The sequence below is a fragment of the Plantactinospora sp. KLBMP9567 genome (genome assembly GCF_033446045.1).
Taxonomy (GTDB): Bacteria; Actinomycetota; Actinomycetes; order Mycobacteriales; family Micromonosporaceae; genus Plantactinospora.
Genome location: NZ_JAWQRR010000038.1, coordinates 145,803 through 163,740, shown reverse-complemented (window position 1 = coordinate 163,740; position 17,938 = coordinate 145,803). Strand labels below are relative to the sequence as shown.

General features: G+C 69.6%; 15 protein-coding genes, 1 tRNA gene and 4 pseudogenes. 9 read left to right on the top strand and 11 right to left on the bottom strand.

Annotated elements, in window-relative coordinates; genetic code table 11:
• Positions 1–10: 10 nt before the first annotated feature.
• The 4 genes from R6Y94_RS28105 (at position 11) to R6Y94_RS28090 (ending at position 2,265) form a co-directional block, all read left to right on the top strand.
• Entirely contained in the window at positions 11–337 is a 327-nt protein-coding gene (locus R6Y94_RS28105; protein ID WP_318398853.1) for a YbaB/EbfC family DNA-binding protein, read from the top strand.
• Complete coding sequence (locus tag R6Y94_RS28100) at positions 338–643, top strand: hypothetical protein (protein WP_318398852.1); 306 nt, start codon at positions 338–340, stop codon at positions 641–643. It begins immediately after the preceding gene.
• Complete coding sequence (locus R6Y94_RS28095; RefSeq protein ID WP_318398851.1) at positions 643–1,323, top strand: hypothetical protein; 681 nt, start codon at positions 643–645, stop codon at positions 1,321–1,323. Before R6Y94_RS28100 ends, R6Y94_RS28095 begins: the two co-directional genes overlap by 1 nt.
• A 93-nt stretch (positions 1,324–1,416) precedes the next feature.
• Entirely contained in the window at positions 1,417–2,265 is an 849-nt protein-coding gene (locus R6Y94_RS28090) for a regulatory iron-sulfur-containing complex subunit RicT (protein ID WP_318398850.1), read from the top strand.
• Between the two features lie 20 nt (positions 2,266–2,285).
• Here R6Y94_RS28090 and R6Y94_RS28085 read toward each other — a convergent pair whose 3' ends face one another.
• Positions 2,286–4,010, bottom strand: a complete 1,725-nt coding sequence (locus R6Y94_RS28085; RefSeq protein WP_318398849.1) for a metallophosphoesterase — start codon at positions 4,008–4,010, stop codon at positions 2,286–2,288.
• A gap of 229 nt (positions 4,011–4,239) precedes the next feature.
• Here R6Y94_RS28085 and R6Y94_RS28080 point away from each other — a divergent pair.
• Positions 4,240–4,313: transfer RNA gene (locus R6Y94_RS28080), tRNA-Thr, on the top strand.
• 99 nt (positions 4,314–4,412) lie between these two features.
• On the opposite strand, the pseudogene R6Y94_RS28075 reads toward R6Y94_RS28080, so the two are convergent.
• The 8 genes and pseudogenes from R6Y94_RS28075 to R6Y94_RS28040 form a co-directional block, all read right to left on the bottom strand.
• Positions 4,413–4,661, bottom strand: a pseudogene (locus tag R6Y94_RS28075) (hypothetical protein); the annotation flags it as partial.
• Positions 4,662–4,708: 47 nt separating this feature from the next.
• Positions 4,709–5,581 carry an STAS domain-containing protein gene (locus tag R6Y94_RS45335; RefSeq protein WP_412102901.1) on the bottom strand — a complete coding sequence of 291 codons (873 nt, stop codon included), beginning with the start codon at positions 5,579–5,581 and terminating at the stop codon, positions 4,709–4,711.
• 313 nt (positions 5,582–5,894) lie between these two features.
• Positions 5,895–6,458 (bottom strand): DUF5994 family protein, encoded by a 564-nt coding sequence (locus R6Y94_RS28065; protein WP_318398847.1) that lies wholly within the window; start codon positions 6,456–6,458, stop codon positions 5,895–5,897.
• Positions 6,459–6,460: 2 nt separating this feature from the next.
• Complete coding sequence (locus R6Y94_RS28060; RefSeq protein ID WP_318398846.1) at positions 6,461–7,528, bottom strand: acyl-CoA desaturase; 1,068 nt, start codon at positions 7,526–7,528, stop codon at positions 6,461–6,463.
• Between the two features lie 398 nt (positions 7,529–7,926).
• Positions 7,927–8,140, bottom strand: a pseudogene (locus tag R6Y94_RS28055) (fatty acid desaturase family protein); the annotation flags it as partial.
• Between the two features lie 80 nt (positions 8,141–8,220).
• Positions 8,221–8,346: a hypothetical protein gene (locus R6Y94_RS28050; RefSeq protein ID WP_318398909.1), complete on the bottom strand. Its 126-nt coding sequence runs from the start codon at positions 8,344–8,346 to the stop codon at positions 8,221–8,223.
• A 60-nt stretch (positions 8,347–8,406) separates the two neighbouring features.
• Positions 8,407–8,613, bottom strand: a complete 207-nt coding sequence (locus R6Y94_RS28045; protein ID WP_318398845.1) for a hypothetical protein — start codon at positions 8,611–8,613, stop codon at positions 8,407–8,409.
• Between the two features lie 24 nt (positions 8,614–8,637).
• A pseudogene (locus tag R6Y94_RS28040) lies at positions 8,638–9,489 on the bottom strand (TCP-1/cpn60 chaperonin family protein).
• 128 nt (positions 9,490–9,617) lie between these two features.
• Here R6Y94_RS28040 and R6Y94_RS28035 point away from each other — a divergent pair.
• Both R6Y94_RS28035 and R6Y94_RS28030 read left to right on the top strand, forming a co-directional pair.
• Positions 9,618–9,866: pseudogene (locus R6Y94_RS28035) on the top strand (fatty acid desaturase); the annotation flags it as partial.
• Positions 9,860–10,060 carry a hypothetical protein gene (locus tag R6Y94_RS28030; RefSeq protein WP_318398844.1) on the top strand — a complete coding sequence of 67 codons (201 nt, stop codon included), beginning with the start codon at positions 9,860–9,862 and terminating at the stop codon, positions 10,058–10,060. The pseudogene R6Y94_RS28035 and the gene R6Y94_RS28030, both read left to right, overlap by 7 nt.
• Before the next feature lie 99 nt (positions 10,061–10,159).
• Here the strand turns inward: R6Y94_RS28030 and R6Y94_RS28025 are convergent, their stop codons facing one another.
• The gene (locus tag R6Y94_RS28025) at positions 10,160–10,558 is read right to left on the bottom strand and encodes a DUF309 domain-containing protein (RefSeq protein ID WP_318398843.1); all 399 of its coding nucleotides are present in this window, start codon (positions 10,556–10,558) and stop codon (positions 10,160–10,162) included.
• 859 nt (positions 10,559–11,417) lie between these two features.
• Between R6Y94_RS28025 and R6Y94_RS28020 the strand changes: the two genes are divergently transcribed.
• On the top strand, positions 11,418–12,782 hold the full coding sequence (locus R6Y94_RS28020) for an AI-2E family transporter (RefSeq protein ID WP_318398842.1): 1,365 nt from the start codon (positions 11,418–11,420) through the stop codon (positions 12,780–12,782).
• A gap of 99 nt (positions 12,783–12,881) precedes the next feature.
• Entirely contained in the window at positions 12,882–13,805 is a 924-nt protein-coding gene (locus tag R6Y94_RS28015; RefSeq protein WP_318398841.1) for a YihY/virulence factor BrkB family protein, read from the top strand.
• 1,020 nt (positions 13,806–14,825) lie between these two features.
• On the opposite strand, the gene R6Y94_RS28010 is transcribed toward R6Y94_RS28015, so the two are convergent.
• A complete protein-coding gene (locus R6Y94_RS28010) occupies positions 14,826–17,822 on the bottom strand; it encodes an ABC transporter substrate-binding protein (protein WP_318398840.1) in 2,997 nt (998 codons plus the stop codon).
• Positions 17,823–17,938 lie beyond the last annotated feature (116 nt).

Sequence of the window (17,938 nt, the reverse complement as noted above, 5' to 3'; positions counted from 1 at the left end):
GGACCTGCCGGTGGCGCGGGAGATCGACCAGTCGTGGGTCGAGGAGGCGATCGAGCGCTATCGGCGCATCGAGGCGCTGCGGGCCGAGTTCGACGAGGCGATCCGGCGGGTGCAGGTCACCGTCCGCTCCCCGGACGGGCTGGTCGAGCTGATCGTCACCGCCGACGGGTCGGTCAACGACGTGCGGTTCCTGGGCGCATCGCAGGTGCGTACCGGACCGGAGGTGGCCCGGTCGCTCCGGGCCGCCATCACGGCCGCCGACGACGCCGCCCGGTGGGCCCGGGAGAAGCTCTACACCGAGACGTTCGGCGATTACCGCCGACTGACGGAGGCCTGAGTGGACGGCCTCCGGGACCTCGCCGGCCGGCTCGACGGCGCGGCTGGCCGCCTTGCCGAACTCGCCCGGCGGCTGCCGTACGCCGGGCCGTCCGGCAATGCCTTCGGTGCTGACGGCCCGGGGCGGCTCGGCGAGATCGGTGGACTGCTGCACCGGCAGTGGTCGGTCGCGCTCGACAACCGGGCCCGGGAACTGCTGGCCACGGCCGAACGGCTGACCGACACCGGCAGCGCACTGCGGATCGCCGAGACGGCGTACGCCGACAGCGACGCGGCGGCCTCCCGCCGTCGGCCGGAGGAGGCGTGATGGACGTCCTCGACCAGCTCGCCGAGCCCGCCGTCACGCTGTCCGGGCGGGTCGACGATCTCCTCGCCGCCGCCGGTGCGCCGGACGGGCACCGGATCTGGCCGCTGCTGCGCCGGCTCCGGGTGCTGCCCGGCGACGCCGTGCGGGCGGTGCTCGGGCTGCGGCGAGGGGAGCTGGCCGCCGCCGGTGAGGTGAGCGGCGAACTGCGCCGGACCTACCGCGAGGCCGGGGCGGTAGTGGCCGACGGCGGCTCGTGGCAGGGCCCGGCCGCCGAGGCGTACGCGGCACACCGCACCGGGCTGGCGGGTCACCTGACCGACCTGGCGGGGCGGGCGGACGCCACGGCGGCGTACGCCGAGGCGGTGGCCGGGTGGATCGCCGACACCCGGTACGCGCTGGCCCGCACCCTCGCCGACGTGCTCGGTTCGGCGGAGGCGGTGGCCGTGCTGACGGTCCGTGGCGACGGGTTCGGGGCGGCGCCGTCCGGCGTGACGCCCGGAGGGCTGCCGGTCGAGTCGGCCGCCGCCGAGATCGGCGCCCGGATCCTGGCCACGGTCTCCGAGGCGTACGACCGGGCGGAGGCGCTGCCCCAGCGCTGGGCGGCGGAGCTGGACCTCCTCGACCACCGCCCCCCGGACGTCCCCGTCGTACGCCCCGACGGCGGCCGGATCGTGCTGTGATCTCCGGGTGCGGCCGTGCGGCCCGAGCCGGCCGCTGACCGCCGGGTTCGCATGAGGTTCGGCGGACGCCAGGATCCGTCGTAGGGTGAGCGCATGGGCATGCTGTGCGCGGTCAGTTTCAACCGTTACGGCCGCCTCTACTACCTCGACCCGGGTGAGCTGCGGCCGGCGGTCGGCGACCGGGTGCTGGTCCCCACCGACGAGGGGACCGAGGTGGCGGAATGCGTCTGGGCCGCGCAGTGGGTGTCGGACGACACCAGCGGCTTTCCCCGGCTGGCCGGCCTGGCCGGCGAGGAGGACCTGCGCCGCGACGAGATGCTGCGCAAGCGGAAGGCCGAGGCGAAGGTCGCCGCGAAGCGGCTGATCCGGGAACACGGGCTGCCGATGAAGGTGGTCGCCGTCGACCACGTCATCGAGTCGACACCGAGCGGGGGGTCGAACGGGTCCCGGACCACCATCTACTTCACCGCGCCGCACCGGGTCGACTTCCGGTCGCTGGTCCGCGACCTGGGCGCCACCCTGCACTGCCGGGTCGAGCTGCGCCAGCTCTCCGCCCGGGACTCCGCCCGGGTGCAGGGCGGCATCGGTTCCTGCGGGCGTGACCTCTGCTGCGCCACCTTCCTGACCGACTTCGAGCCGGTGACCATCCGGATGGCCAAGGACCAGGAGTTGCCGCTCAACCCGCTGCGCATCTCCGGTGCCTGTGGGCGGCTGATGTGCTGTCTGAAGTACGAACATCCGCTCTACCAGCAGTTCCAGGCGTCTGCGCCGGCGATCGGGTCCCGGGTCTCCACTCCGGAAGGCTCCGGTCGGGTGGTCGCGCACAGCGTGCCGCGCGACTCGGTGGTGGTCCGGATGGATGCCGACGGATCCCGCTGCTCGTGCAGCCGCGCCTCGGTCTGCGGCCCGCGCAAGGCCCACGACGAGCACTACGCCGGCTGACCTTCCGCCGGCCGGCCGGGTCAGCGGAGCGTGAACGGCGGTTCGGCGAGCCGGAACGGCAGTGGCTGGCCCGGTGTGAGCCAGGCAGCGTCCGGGGCGCCGTCCGGGTCGGCCTGCCAGCGCCGGCAGATCCTGTCCACCGCGACCGGATAGCCGGTGAGCGTGCCGTCGGCGGCGATGTGCAGCCGGAGGAAGCTCTTGGCGTCCTCGATGCCCTGACCGGCGAAGAGTTCGTTGAGGTTGACTCCGAAGGAGCCGGCCACCAGCAGATACAGCGCGGTGAGCTGGCTGGCCACCAGGCCGGCGATCGGCCCGTAGACCACCGCCGCCGCGACCACCGGCAGCGGCCACGGCCAGGCGTGGAAGAAGAGCTGGAGCCAGAGCCAGGTGCCGGCGGCGGCCAGCCCGATGTGGGCGAACCCGTGACAGAGCCCGAGGATCCAGTGCCGGGCGTGCCGTTTGCCGCTGGCACTCGGCGGCTTGGCGAAGAAGACCGCGCCGACCAGCGTGATGATCAGCATGATGGCGAGCGGGATGCTGAACAGCCGCTGGGCCGTCGCCTCGGAGCGTGGCGCCACCACCCCGGCCATGGCCAGCATCAGCAGCGTGTGCAGCCCGCCGAGCAGGGTGGTGAAGCCCGGGTTGCGCAGCGGAAGCCGGCCGAAGATGCCCCAGCCGTACCGCCGGGACCGGGCCGCGTCCGGATAGCGGCCGGCCAGCTCGTACGACTGGCTGGTGCTGGCCCGCCGGACCAGGGTGTCCTTCGGCGGCACCTCGATCCGGGCCGGCAACTTGTGGGTGGGATAGAGGTAGGCGCCGCCGCCACCGCAGGTGACCAGGTCGCGGTCCGGTCCGGTGTACCGGGCGTAGTGGTGCAGGTCGCCGGAGAGCAGCAGCCGCACCTGGGCGCCGGTCGGCGCGACCACGGTACGGATGAAGTAGTCGATGGTGTCGTACTCGTGGGGCTTGTCGACGGCCTTGACCCAGCTCGGTTCCGGCACCGCGATGATCACCTTCGACTCGGCGCTGAGCTTCTTCGCCGCCTCCTCGAAGTAGCGCAGTTGCGGGTCGTCGAGGTAGACCCCGGACTGCCCGTCCAGCCCGAACAGCCACCAGTCGGCCGGTAGTTCGACCGCGAAGTACGACCGGCTCTGCGGGGTACGCCAGCCGCCGACGTTGTCGTCCCGGGAGCGGACGAAGAGCCGCAGGAACGCGGTGAGGCCGTCGTACCAGTCGTGGTTGCCGGGGACGGCGTAGAGCACCGGGGACGGGCCGTCGGCCGGCGGCTGCGGCATCGCCGCCTGGTAGGGGCCCTTGCACCGGTTCTCGTACGCCTCGCCGCTGGCCGTCGGATAGACCTGGTCGCCGCCCATCACCAGCATCTGGCCGCGCGGCAGCCGGTGCCCGTCCACCTCCAGCTCCGGGCGGGTGAGCAGGTAGGCGACCGAGTAGGTGGCGTTGAACCCGTCGCCGAGGTCGGCCACGAAGTCCAGCCACAGGTCGCCGTCCGGGCCGACCTGCCGGGTCACCGTGCCGGGCAGCGAGTTCTGCAACTCCCGCTTGTCCAGGTACGCACCGAAGAGCAGGGCCAGCAGGGTACGCAGCCCGGTGCTGATCAGCAGCAGCGGCGCCAGCCAGGGCACCGGGCGCTGCGGGGTGAAGCCGAGTTCGCGCGGATCGAGGCTGCCGGGTCGGAGTGGGGCTGCCGGCTGCGCCGGGATCGGCGGCGCCTGGTGATCGGTCATCGATGGCAGCCTAGTCGGGGCGCCCGTTACCGCACTGTCTTCCTGCCGACCGTTCCGGGCGGTTCAGCGGCGGCTTCGGGTGGTGCAGCGGCGAATTCTGGCCGGGATCCGGCGGAGCGCCGGGAACGGTTGGGACGGGTTGGGGCGGTGTCCTGATCGTCAGCCGAGGCACACCGCCGGGAAACCCCCGAGCCGGGTCGGCGCCCGGTGTCGTACACTTGCCGGCGTTGCCGCCTTAGCTCAGTCGGTCAGAGCGACGCACTCGTAATGCGTAGGTCGACGGTTCGATTCCGTCAGGCGGCTCAGCGAGGGGCCCTGACCAGCAGAAATGATGGTCAGGGCCTCATGTTTGTCTATATGGTGCTGAATCAGCCCCCGAACCCCCAAAACGCCTGCCGACGATCAGGTTCGACATGGCGGCGGGTGCGGCGCCGCTGCCGTTCGTGCAGGGCTACGCGGCTCGGTGTGGCTGCGACCTCGGCGTTCAGGGTCGGTAGCCGCCTGACTTGCGCCGAGCTGTTCCAGTAAGTGAGAACTGTCCGGGCGAGGCGGGCTTGACGATGCAGGCCACTGGCGACGAACGTTCTGCGGGGACAGCCAGGTGCCCCGCCGGGAGGCGAAGATCGCGTCGTGCGGGTTGTCGGCGGATATGATCCGCGAGCGCACGCCCATACCGGCAGCAGCAGTACCGTCAACCTCTACGTCCACCTGATCAAACGCGGTGTGGTCGTCCCGCTGGCACCACGGCCGATCCCGGCACCCCGCACTGCGGCGACCCCGCTGCTGATCCGCCCGGACCGGCTTCCGCCCGAACAGACGGACGAAACTGCACGACGTCCAAGCGGCATGTCCGCACCTGGCTGCCACCCGCCACGTGCGCACCTTCGCCACGTGCTGACCAATCTCACCGACCACCAGCACCTACCGGACTGGATCAACGACGTCCGCGGACAACCTTCCCCACCTACGCCACTTCGCCGACGAGCTTCACCACGACTACCAAGCCGTCCTCGCCGGCCTGTCCACCTGTGGAACTCCGGACAGGCCGAAGGCCCACACCAGAGCCAAACTCGTCCATCTCGCTGGCCTGATCCGCCATCATCGCCACCGACAGCGGAGGCGTCCGTCAGGCGGCCACCACGCCGGGTGGCTCCGCCGCGACCGCAGGGGCGGGCCTCGTCCCGGACGGATATTCCGATCTTGGAGGAAGGTGCTGCGGCTTCGATGGGGGCGGTGAAGATGCCGAGCAGCCCGGTCACCTCCAAGACGCGGCGAACGAAGGGTTGCGGATCGGTGACTCGCAGCTCGCATCCGGCCTCGCCAGCGGCGTTGCGCACGCCGACGAGCGCGCCGATGCCGGCGCAGTCCAGGAACGCAACCCCGGCGAGGTCCACGACGAGGACTGCGGGAGTCTGATCCCGCAACAGGGTGAGCAGCTTGTCGCGGAGTACCGGTGCGGTTGCCAGGTCGATCTCTCCGGCCACGCCGAGCCGGGCCGTCGCTGGCTGCGGATGACTTGTGTCGATGGGTAGGGGCGCGAGCGCGGTCACAGGCGAAAGATTGGGAGCCATCGTGCTCCTCCAGCTCAACTGCAGACATGAATCGCTTGACGGGCGGGCGAGGGCTGGACCCTAGGCCGGGAAGCAACGACCCTGTAGAATGCGGCGGCCGTTGCAGGCTCGACAAGCTGCGCACGTCCGTGCGGCGCCGCTACCCCGAAGGCTACCCGCAAAATCCCACTTCGGAGCCGACCAGCTTCCACCAATCAATCCCCGCTGGCTACTGCCGCCTCCGGCGTTGAGCAGGTCGGTCGGGCTCCGGTCGAGCCGGTTGTGCACGTCACAACGCCGCCTGTCCGGTGGGAGCGGGGACGGCGGCTGTGACTCAACCTGACGGGGCGGCCTGCTCGTTGGTGGGCCGGTGATGCGGTCGGTCTGTGGTGGTGTTACCGCCCTCGTTGTCCCACACGGTGCTCGGGTCGGTGCCCGCTTTCGGTGACGGTGGCGTGGGGCCGTCGGCGAGGATGTCGGGTGCGTGCAGGGAGTTGGTCGGATCGGCTGCGGTGGTCATCGCCTGCTCCGCCGCCGCAGCTGTGCTCTCCGGTGGCACGACGAGCAGGTCGAGTTGGTCTCCGCGGTCGGTGGTGGCGATCAACAAGGCGGTGTCCAGCGAGTCGAACCAGCCCACCCGGACCACGTCCGTGCCGACTGCGAGTCGGCGGAAGCGGCTGTCCCAGGCACCGTTGTTGAGTATCACGTTCCGGATCCGTCCGTAGCGGCTGGACAGGGCTAGGAGGAGCCCGGGGAGTTCGGCCACCGGGTCCCAGGAGCGGGGCCACCATCCGCCGTCCAGGACGGCCCGGCTGACTCGGACAGGGGCGAGTACCAGTCGAGGTTGCGAGGGCGGTGACGACGGGATCATGGTGGCCCGTTGCGCGGCGGTAAGCATGGTCAGTCCTCCTGTGTGCGGGGGGTGGGGCCGGCGTTTGGGCGCCCGACCTGGTGTAGGTGGCGCAGGACCTGCCGGTAGGAGGCGAACAGGCCGGTTTCGGCGTAGCTGACGCCGTGCTCGGCACAGAAGCGGCGGATCAGGTGCTGCGAGCGGCGCAGGTTGGGCCGCGGCATGTTCGGGAACAGGTGGTGTTCGATCTGGTAGTTCAGCCCGCCGAGGAGGAAGTCCACCAGCCGGCCGCCACGGATGTTCCGGGAGGTGAGCACCTGCCGACGCAGGTAGTCCAGGTCGTCGTCGGCTGTCAGCACGGGCATGCCCTTGTGGTTGGGTGCGAACGAGCACCCCATGTAGAGGCCGAACAGGGCCTGGTGGACCGCGATGAACGCGATCGCCTGCCAGAGTGGGAGCACCAGGAACACCACGGCCAGGTAGCCCACGGTGTGCACGGCGAACAGGATGATCTCCAACGCCCGGTAGCCGCGGGATCTGACCGTCGGTCCGGCGAGTGCCCGCACGCTGGCAACGTGTAGGTTCAGCCCTTCGAGCAGCAGCAGCGGGAAGAACATGTACGCCTGTAGCCGCCGCCAGAGCCGGAGCGCCCTGCTGCCCAGTGGGGCGTGCCGCCCGGTGAAGACCAGCACACCGGGTTCGATGTCGGGATCGCTGCCGACCTCGTTGGGGTGGGCGTGGTGACGGCTGTGCTTGTCGATCCACCACCCGTAGCTCAGCCCGACGCCCAGGTTGCCCAGCGCCACGCCGAGCAGGTAGTTCGCGCGCCGGGTCCGGAAGATCTGCTTGTGGCCGGCGTCGTGGCCGATGAACGCGACCTGGGTGTACAGCACCGCCAGCAACGCGGCGATACCCAGTTGCCACCAGGAGGGGCCGATCATCACGAACGCCACCCATGCGCCGGCGAATGCCAGCACGGTGACTGTGATTTTGAATGTGTAGTAGCCCGATCTCCTGTCCAGTAGGCCAGCGTCCCTGACGCGTTTCGAGAGCCGGGCGTAGTCGCTACCGCGTGCCGCGCTGGCGGGCCGGTCGACGAGCGAGCTGACGGTTGCCATGATCCTTCCTTCCGGTCATTCACTGGTGACGCCACAGTGGGGCACGTGACGTCACCAGCCCTTGCTCCATATCGGAACGACGTACCCACGAACCCCGTCCCAACACCTGCCCAGTCACCCGCTTGCGGTGACGTAGATCAGCTGCCTCTTCGACGGCGCCGAGCCGAACGACGACGTGGTCGAACTGCTGACAGCGAGCAAAGGGCTGATCAAGCGAGGGCACCGGCCATTGGCCGGTGCCCTCTCGCCACGTGGACTGGCGCGCATCCTCCTCGAGACGGCTGCGGCGCCAGTCTTCCGCCTGCCAGCCCGTCGGTCCCTGGCACCCTGGCCAGGTGTTCGGGCACGTGGGCGGTCAGTTCGCTGGTGAGGCTGGCTCGGCGTGCCGCGTGTTCGGCGCGGGCCGGTGCGGCGATCTGGTGCAGGTACTGCAGGGCTTGGCGGTAGGAGGTGATGAGGCCGGTCTGTTCGTAGGCGACGTCGATCTCGGCGCAGTACGCCTGCACGATCGGTTGGGGCCCTGCGCGGGTTGGGGGTCGGCATGCCGGGGAAGAGGTGGTGCTCGATCTGGTGGTTCAGGCCGCCCAGCGCCGTGTCGGTCAGCCAGCCGCCGCAGGCGTCTGCCGGCGGCGCGATCCACCGCGGCCGTAGTTCCCTTTGTGGGCGGTTGACCCGGTTGCGCTTCCGTCGATTCAGTGGCCGGTCGGTGGGATCAGTGACGCCGGCTTCGCGCGCTTGGCCTTTTTGGCGGCGCGCTTTTCCTTCAGGCTGCTTGCCTGCTTTTTCCGATCTTCCTTGTGGGCGGACTTGTTGGCCATGAAGGCCTCCTCGTGTTCCGGGCACTGTCTGTCGCCCTGGGCGAGTGGGTGTCGGTCAGCTCACCGGGATTCGACCGTGTGGTCGGGCCAGGCATCGGGTGCCAAGGCGTCGACGTTGATGCCGAGGGTTCGCAGCAGCGAGGCGTTCCTCGCGGTGTCGATGAGCGCGGGTAGCTCCTTCTCGATCCAGTCGGCCCTGCCGTGCAGGTCCCGTGATCGCAGCGTCGCCACCACCACGGTCTTCCTGACGTACGTCGCTGTAGTCATGACGCCTTTCTTCGTTTCTTGTGGTCAGGGCTTGTCGGCGACAAGGACTTCGGTGGTGAGGAACAGCGCGGCGATCGACGCGGCGTTCTGCAGCGCGGATCGGGTGACCTTGGCCGGTTCGACGGTTCCAGCCTCGATCATGTCGACGTATCCGCTGGTGTTGGCGTTGAGGCCGTGACCCACCGGGAGCGAGTTGACCTTGTCGGCGACGACGCCGCCTTCGAGGCCGGCATTGGTGGCGATCTGTCTGAGTGGTGCGCTGACTGCGACCCGTACGATGCTTGCGCCGGTGGCTTCGTCGCCGGTCAGGTCGAGCTTGTCGAAGGCGGTGTTCGCGGCGTTGACCAGCGCCACCCCGCCTCCGGGCAGCAGCCCTTCCTCGATGGCGGCCTTGGCGTTGCGTACGGCGTCCTCGATGCGGTAGCGGCGGAGATCGACGCGGTGGCCGCGATCTGCTCCCTGGTCTCGACGTCTCGTGCCTGATGGCCGAGGGCCTCGGTCACGGCGGCGACGGCCTGCTCGATGCCGCGCTTGAGCGCGATCGGGTTCGCCCCGGCGGCGACGTTTCGCAGCCCTTCGTGGACCAGTGCCTCGCCAGCACGGTCGCCGTCGTGGTGCCGTCGCCCGCGACGTCATCAATCTTCTTAGCAACTTCCTTTACCAGTTCGGCGCCCAACTTCTCGTACGGGTCGTCAAGCTCGATCTCCTTGGCGATGCTGACCCCGTCGTTGGTGATCGTGGGCACACCCCACCTCGTGTCCAGCACGGCGTTGCGGCCCTTCGGGCCCAGCGTCACCTTCACCGTGTCGGCGAGGACGTTCACGCCCCGCTCCAGGCCACGCCGGGCCTCTCCCCGAAAACGATCAACTTGGCCATCTGCCTGATCCTCACCATCGTCGTGCCCACATACAGCACCTGGCCGGCCGACCTGTGATGACCGCTGCTACGGTCCCCCTCCGGGGTCCACCCCATTCGGTTGGCACTCACGCAGGGCGAGTGCTAACCCCAGTGGAACACCTGTTCCCCCACAGCGCAAGCTCAGCTCCCGCAACGTTCGCGGCGGCTGGCTGACCGACACGGCGCTGGGCGGCCTGAACCACCAGATCGAGCACCACCTCTTCCCCGGCATGCCGACCCCCAACCCGCGCAGGGCCCCAACCGATCGTGCATGCCTGTCCGCCGCCAACGCCATTGAGTCCTGGTCCCGTCGTGTCGATTCCACCCGGTGGGCGGTGAAGATGTCTCGGTGCTGACTACCGATTTCAGCGGGCCGGATCGGGCGCTGGAAACGATTGCCAGGGCTCTGGACGAGCGGCGCAGCCTGGTCCTGACCCGCGCGAGGTACAACCGCGAGGCGACCGAGAATGCCCTGATCGTCAACCTTGCCAACGTGGTGTCCGTGCGGGTGGCGACAAACGACAGCGAGACCTCGGGCCAGTATCTGTGAGGCTGGGGTCGGCGGGTCCGGCATCCGCGGTGTCAGCCGACGGCGACGACACCACGGTACACAGGGTCCCGCTGGGTCCAGCGTGCGTGTTCGGGCACGTCAATCGTGCCGGCGTCCCGCCTCAGGTCGAAGGTGCGGGACGAGGTCGCCCCGGCTGAGTCCGCCAAAGCCGTCCGTCTCGACACGTACGGCCAGGGCGCGCGCCCAGACCACGAGCCCAGCCGTGTCGAGACCATACGGCGCCGCTTTTGCGTACCCTTCGACGCGGTCCGCGGCGCGGCGTAGCAGTTGCACCGCTCCCACGGCATTGCCCCGCTGGGCGTGCGTGAGGCCAACGGCGAGCTGGGCCAGACCGCGCCACAGCTCGCGTTCGGGCTCTGGGGCGGCTTTCCATGCACCCTCCAACACCTCGTGCGCGTGGAAGGCGCGACCGTCGTCGAGCAGTCGCTGTGCCTGCGCGAGCGAGTCCGCCGGGGACAGCGCGATGTCGTCGGGCACGCCCGCCACGCCGTCTGCATCGCGCGGCAACGGTCGCCCCAGTTCGTCGCGTGGGCGGGCGCTACGTGGGCGTCCCATGGCATCGCGGTCGCGACCACGTTCACCGGTCGGGTTCATCGCTGCGGCTCACGGTCTGCGCGAGATCCACTCCTGAGCGCCTGTCGGGGCAGCGGAGACCGTCGGGCCGGATAACCTGGGCCGCGGGACGATGTCTCGCCCTCCGGTGTGGACGGTCGTCTACGAGACGGCCGCCCTCGTTGTTCCACGTCGAACCCGCGTCGGCGTGCTGTCCGGCGTGGGCGACCGGCACTTGATCCGAGCCTGGCGGGATGGCGGCGAGGATATCCGGTGCCCGCATCGTGTTGGTCGGATCGGCGGCCCCACGCCATCGCGGCGCGGGCCGCCGCTTCGGCGGATGATCTCGGCCACCACCCACCATTCATGACCGCCTGGCTGGCGCGGGCCGGTACCAGGCGTACCCGGGGTGTCGAGGGCGGTGAAGGTGGCACGATCGTGACGCGTTGAGCGGCGGTGATGGTCACGGCAGGTTCCTTACGGTTGGTCGGCAAGCGCGGCAGCGGGCGAATTCGTCGCGGCCTCAGCAGCGGCATGACGGGCCCGACACCCCCAGGTAACGGATGACGCGGGGTGCCTAACGGCTGGCTTGGCGGGGCGCCTGGTCGGTTTGCTCGGTCATCATGCCCTTGACCGGCGCGAATGCGTCCACTGGCGGCGGAGCGTCGGATCACCTGGTCCGTAGCAACGCCTTCATCGTACGCCTGGACCGGACGTGACCTGGTGACGACCGGTCCCATAGTGGGTACTTCTCTGCCGCGGGAACGATCGGAAGGGAGCTGCCATGAGCTGGATCGGGTCTGTACGCGAGCGGGCGCGTACCCGGTTGACGACCGCCCGGCGAGGCAACTCGCTGCCGCCGTTCCGGGTCGACAGCGCATTGGGTTATACCACCGGGCCGGTGGTCGCTGGGCCGACACCCACCGTGGACGACGGTATCCCCCGCGGCGTGCGCATCGCCGGGGCGTGGGCGTGGCGGCTGATTCTGTTCGTCGCCGCCGCCTACCTACTGATCAGAGTGATTGCGATCCTGCATATCGTGGTCATCCCGGTGGCGGTGGCGCTGCTGCTCGCCGCCCTGTTCGAGCCGGCCGTCCGAGTGCTGCGTAACCGGGGAATCAACCGGTCCCTGGCCGCCGGCGCGGTGCTCGTCGGTGGGCTGGCGGCCGTGTCCGGCGGCCTCGGGCTGATCGTCGGTACGGTCATCTCCCAGTTCGACGACCTGTCGACCCAGGTCCGCGACGGCGTGAACGAAGTACAGACCTGGCTCGCGCGCGGCCCGCTGCACATCTCCCAGGCCCAGCTCACCGGATGGTTCGAACGGCTACAGCAGCAGATATCCGAGAACCAGGGCGCGATCACCTCCGGCGCGTTGAGCACCGCCACGACGGTCGGCGAGGTCGTTGCCGGCTTCTTCCTCGTGCTGTTCACCCTGTTCTTCTTCCTGCGCGACGGCGCCCAGATCTGGCGGTTCGTCTGCCGCCTGCTGCCGCAGCCGGCCCGCATCCCGGTAGCTCGCGCAGGTCACTACTCGTGGCACACCCTCGGCTCGTACGTACGCGCCACGGTGCTGGTGGCGTTCGTCGACGCCGTCGGCATCGGCATCGGGCTGGCCGTGCTGCGTGTCCCGCTCGCGCTGCCACTGGCCGCGCTGGTGTTCCTGGGCGCCTTCGTCCCGGTCATCGGCGCCACCCTGTCCGGCACGGTCGCCGTCCTGGTCGCGCTGGTCACCCAGGGCCCGGTCACCGCGCTCATCGTGCTCGGTGTCGTCATCGGCGTGCAACAACTGGAAGGCCACGTGCTGCAGCCGCTCATCATGGGCCGCGCCGTGGCCCTGCACCCACTCGCCGTCATCCTCGCGATCGCCACCGGCCTCGTCGTCGCCGGCATCGTCGGTGCGCTCGTGGCCGTACCGGTGCTGGCCGTGGCCAACACCGCCGTGCGGTACCTGGTCGCACACCCGCAGGGCGAGCCCACCCCCGACCGCGAACCGCCCGGCACCCGACCCACCGACGACGAGCAGGCCGAAGCCGAGCAGACCGCGCACCAGAGCGAGACCCGTATCGAACAGGAAACCCCGCCGCCGATGGCGACCTCCGTCAACTCCGATCCGGGGACGCCGGCCGGCGGCGCCGCAACCGGCACATGACTCCGCAAGACGCGGCCGGCTACCACAGCACCTCGGGTGCGCGTCCCATCGTGGCCGTCCGGAGCGTGGCTCCGGTGACCGCAGGGTAGCGCGGGCGACATGACGACCCCGAGCATGGCGCAGCGGGCCGCCGTGCTGTGGCAGCGCGCCCGCCGCCGCCACGGCTGGCTGAACCACCTCGCCCGAGCCGTGGCGCGCTATCGCCAAGCCGACGGCGGCCGGCTCGCAGCCGCGGTCACCTACTACGCCTTCTTCGCCACGTTCGCGCTGGCCCTGCTGGGCTTCGCCGTCTTCGGATTCGTCCTGGACGATCCGGCGGTGCAGCGCTCGGTGCAGCGATACCTCGCCCAGAACCTGCCCAGCCTCGACGTACAGGCACTACGGACCGCCCGCAGCACCATCGGGGTGATCGCGTTCCTCGGCCTGCCGATCACCGGCTGGTTCTGGGTGGACTCGCTCCGGTCCTCCATCCGCAAGGTCTGGCAACTGCCTGAGTACCCGGGTATCTTCGTCGTCCGCCTGCTGGTCGACCTGCTCGTGCTGATCGGGCTCGGCCTGCTGCTGGCCGCCTCCCTGGCCACAGCGTTCGCCACCACCGCCCTGGCCAACCGGCTGGTCGATACCGCAAGCGCGAACGCCGCGCCGGGCCGGTGGCTGCTGGCCACGATCGCCCTCGTGATTGGCATCGCCGTGAGCACGCTGCTGTCGGCCGCGGTGCTCACCGGGCTGCCACGGCTACGCATGCCGCCGCGCCGTGTCGTCCTACCCGCGCTGCTCGTCGCCATTGGCTTGGAACTGCTCAAGACCGTTGGCAGCTTCTACGTACAGCGCACCGAGGCCAACCCGACGTACCACGTCGTCGCCGGCACCGTCGGGCTGCTGGTCTTCCTCAACGTCGTCAACCAGCTCATCCTGTTCGCGGCGGCACTGGCCGCCACCAGTACCGCCGGCGAGGTCATCGACCTCGCCATGCGACCCCGCTCACCACGGACTCCGCCGACCGGCACCCCGGCCCGGCGGTGACGCCCCGCGTGTTCGATACCGACTCGGTGCGCGAGCCGACCACCGACCACAGGCGCGCCACCTGGCAGTGCGCTCGCCGCTGTCGGTATCCTGCCGCAAGGCTGGCAGAAGACCATCGCAGCGGCGAGTGCAGCCGTTGTAATCACCAAGATGTTCGAGTAGGCGCGAACGACGCCCCGGCAGGATGCCGGGGGCGTCGTTCAGATGCTCATACAACGGTAAGCTGGCTTCCACGGTCAGTAGGTTGCCGTTCGTTCCCCGGGTCGGCGACGACGCCAATCCCATCCGCAAGTTCAGCCGGCGTCCAGGTCGCTCACCCTCGTCTTCACCCGCTCCAGCCAGTTCGAGACCCACTTCCGGGCCGCGGCCTCCGCCCTGGCCGGATCGTCGCCTGTCACGTAGACCTCGCTGTCCTTTGCGCCCAGTGTTGTAATAGATCCCGGACGCGGTCAGGTACGCCGGACGGGCGTCCTCCCCGGCGTCGTCGCTCATGCCGAGGCCGTAGACGCGCTCGGGCCGGCAGAAGTGGTCCAACCCGCTCTGCGCGCTTCCGAGCGTGTCTTGCCACTCCCGCTCGGTCTTGTTGGGCCGCCGCCCAGGAGACTACGCACCACGCCGGTGCGGGCAACGTTAGCGAGTGTGCAACGGGCCTCATGTTTGTCTATGTGGTTTTGAATCAGCCCCCGAACCCCCCAAAAAAAGCCTGTGGGCGATCAGGTTCGACATGTCCGCTGGTGCGGCGCTGCTGTCCGGGCAGGGGTTCGGCGGTTGGACGCGGCCCGTGACCTCGGCGTTCAGGGCCGGTGGCCGCCTGACTTGGCCAAGCTCTTCATGTGTGTGAGAACTGTCCGGGGCGAGGGTGGGCTTGACGATGTAGTGCTTCTTGACAATCTCCTTGGTCTTGTGGTCGAGCTGGGCGGCGGCGCGGTCGGCGTCGGCCTCCTTGTCGGCGAGGGGGCGACGGTCTTGCGGAACGTGTGCGGAATCACCTATTCGGGCGCGGGCGTCAGTCGCTGCTTGTCACTCGGCCGCGACGGAGAGCGTGTTGAACTGTTCGTCTCTCAGCGGGCTGACGACCAGACCCGTAACGTCCTTGGTCACCACGATCGCCTGCGGTGCGTGCCAGATCGGCACGGCCGGCAGCCACTTGCTGGCGATGTCCCGGTTGACCTGCTCCCAGGCCGTCTTCTTCGCGGCCTCGTCAACGGTCCCGTCGGCCTTGGTGATGGCGCCGAACATGTCGGTCATCGCCTGGTTGCCGAACTCGGCACTGTCCCGGCCGAAGAACGTCCCGACGAAGTGACCCGGGTCGCTGTTTTCACCAATCCAGCCGAGGAGGTGCAGGTCCTGCTTGCCGGACTCCCGCACGTCCTGCAGGAAGTAGTGCCACGGCCGTGGGACACCGTTGACCTTGACGCCAACGGCCCGCAGGTCGTTCGCGAGAGCGGTGAAGGACTCCCGCGGGTTGGGCATGTACCCCCGGGAGACGTCCGTCGGGTAGTAGAAGTTGAGGGTCAGCCCCTCGGCGCCGGCCTCCTTGAGTAGCTGCCTGGCTCTGTCCGGGTCGTACTCGTACTTCTGCGCGTCCGGCGCGTGGCCGAGCACGGTGTCCGGCATGAACTGACTGGCCACCGTGGAGCCGGCGGGGGCCAGGGTTCGCACCATCTGCTCGCGGTTGAGCGCGTACGCGACCGCCTGCCGTACCCGCAGGTCCTGGAGCTTCGGGTTGTTCCTCTGGTTGATACCGAGGTAGAGGATGTTGAAGGCCGGGCGGTTGAGCACCTGGAAGCCCTCGATGGCCAGCGCCTCGCGGTCCGCCATGGCCGGGAAGTCGATGCCATGTACGGTGCCGGCCCGCAGCTCTTGCTCACGGCTGCTCCCGTCCTCGATGACCTTGATGATTACCTTTTCGACCTTGGCCTTGTCGCCCCAGTAGTCCGGGTTGCGGTTCAGCGTGATCACGTTCTTGGCCTTGTCCCAGCCACCGAAGGCGAACGGGCCGGTGCCGACCGGGTTCGCGGTGGCGAACTGGCTGGGCCGGTAACTGAGGCGATCGTCGTCCTCTACCGGGTCGGCGGCGTACTTCCTCAGCGCCGTCGGGCTGGCGATGGAGAACGCGGGGAGCGCGAAGGCATCCGGGAAGGCGCCCTTGTACTTGTTGAGGATGAGGACCGCGATGGCATCGTCCTTGGCCGCGCAGCTCTTGTAGACCGGGTCGCCTGCGTCAGTAGTCTCGTTCTTCGCGAACCCGTCGAAGACGTCCCTGTAGTGGAACATCCGGTCCTGGGCGCTGGGGCTCTTCATGTTGTACCAGCGCTCGAAGTTGAAGCAGACCGCGGCCGCGTTGAAGGGCGTACCGTCGTGGAACTTCACGCCCTTACGCAGCTTGAACGTCCAGACCTTGCCGTCGGCGTCGTGCTCCCAGCTCTCGGCCAGGCCGCCGGTCAGCTCCGCCGTACCCGGCTTGTGGCTGACCAGGGTGTCGTACATCTGCCGGATGGGTCGGAGCGACTCCTCGTCCCAGTTGAAGATCGGGTCGAAGTCATTCGGGTCACCAGCACCGGCGAAGATGAAGGTGCCGCGCGGTGGATCGCCGGATGAGTCCGGCCCGGTTGGCAGGAAGCGCCATAACCCGGTGGTGGCGATGATGGCCAGTACCAGGGCAATGGTGCCGCCGATGGTGGCCTTGTCGCGGCGGGTTCGGGGCGGCCAGCGTGGCCAGCGGACCGGGGTGGCGTCGAGGGTGGCGCGCTCCGCTGTCGCATCGCCAGGGGTGGTATCGATTGCTGTTGGCTGGTCGATGTGGTGGGCATCGGCGTCGGCGGTGGTCGAGGTGTCGGCTGGGGGTGCTGGGTTCGTCGGGGTCGGTGTGGCGGGTGTTGGGGCCGGCTCGGTGGGTGCCGCTGCTGCTGGCGGGGTGGGTTTGGTCGGCGGGTGGGTGCTGGTGGTCGGGATGTGGAGGGCGCCTTCGGCGACGACGAGTTCGGGGTGGTCGAGGGCGGTGGGGGCGATGCGGAGGGTGCGGTGCAGTAGGGAGGCGGTGAGGGGTACCCGGGAGGAGCCGCCGACGAGGAAGATGCCGGCGATGTGTTGTCTGGGTACGCCGGTGTCGCGCAGCAGTGTGGCGGTGAGGTCGACGGTGCGGTCGAGGTGGGGGCGGGCCGCTGTTTCGAATTCGTCGCGGGTCACGTGGACGACGGTGTCGACCAGCGGGATGTGCAGGTCGGCGGTGGTGTGCCGGGACAGTTGTTCCTTGGCGGTACGGGCGTCGCGCCACAACTGTTGGTGGGCGCGTTGGTCGGTGGGGGTTCGCGGCCACTCCAGCCGTCCCCACGCATCACCGGCGGCGGTGGTCAGTGAGCGGGCGTGGGTGACGATGGCGGCGTCGAGGTCCAGGCCGCCGACGTCGTCCAGCCCGGCGGTGGCGACCACCTCCAGCCCGCCTGCGGTGCGGCGGACGATGCTGACGTCGCAGGTGCCGGCACCCAGGTCGTAGACGACGAGGCACCGGCCGACCGGCAGGTCGCGGCCGAGGATGTCGGCGAAGTACGCCGCTGCGGCGACCGGTTCGGCGACGAAGGAGCAGTCGCCGAGTTGTGCCCGGTCAGCGGAGGTGGCCAGGATGCCGAGCCGGGTATGGCTCCAGCCGGCGGGATGGGTGAGTACCACCGCGTCCGGTGGCCGGCCGGCGACCCGGCGTGCCTCGGTGCCCACCCGGGTCAGCACGGCGGCGATCGCGTCGGTGACGGTGACTTCCCGTTCGGCGAGCCAGATGACGTGATCGTCGATCCGCCGTTTCGGGTTGGCCTCGAAGCCCGCGGGGTGGGTGGACGTAGCCCGTTCGGCGTCTGTGCCGGTGAGCAGCGGGCCGGCGCCGGGGCCGGCGAACACCCCGGACGACAGCAGCGGAGACGCGTCGAACAGCAACGGCTTCGCCCGTCCGTCCGGACCCGCGAGCATCGCCACCGTGGACGAGGTGCCGAAATCGACCCCGAGACGATACCCACCCAGTGCCACCCGATCACCGTAGAGGACGCCGCCAAATCATGGTGCGCCTCGGCGCGGGGACCTGGCGCCGCTGGCGTTCACCCGACCCGGATCCGGGTTACGCTCGATGAACTCGGCAAGCTCCG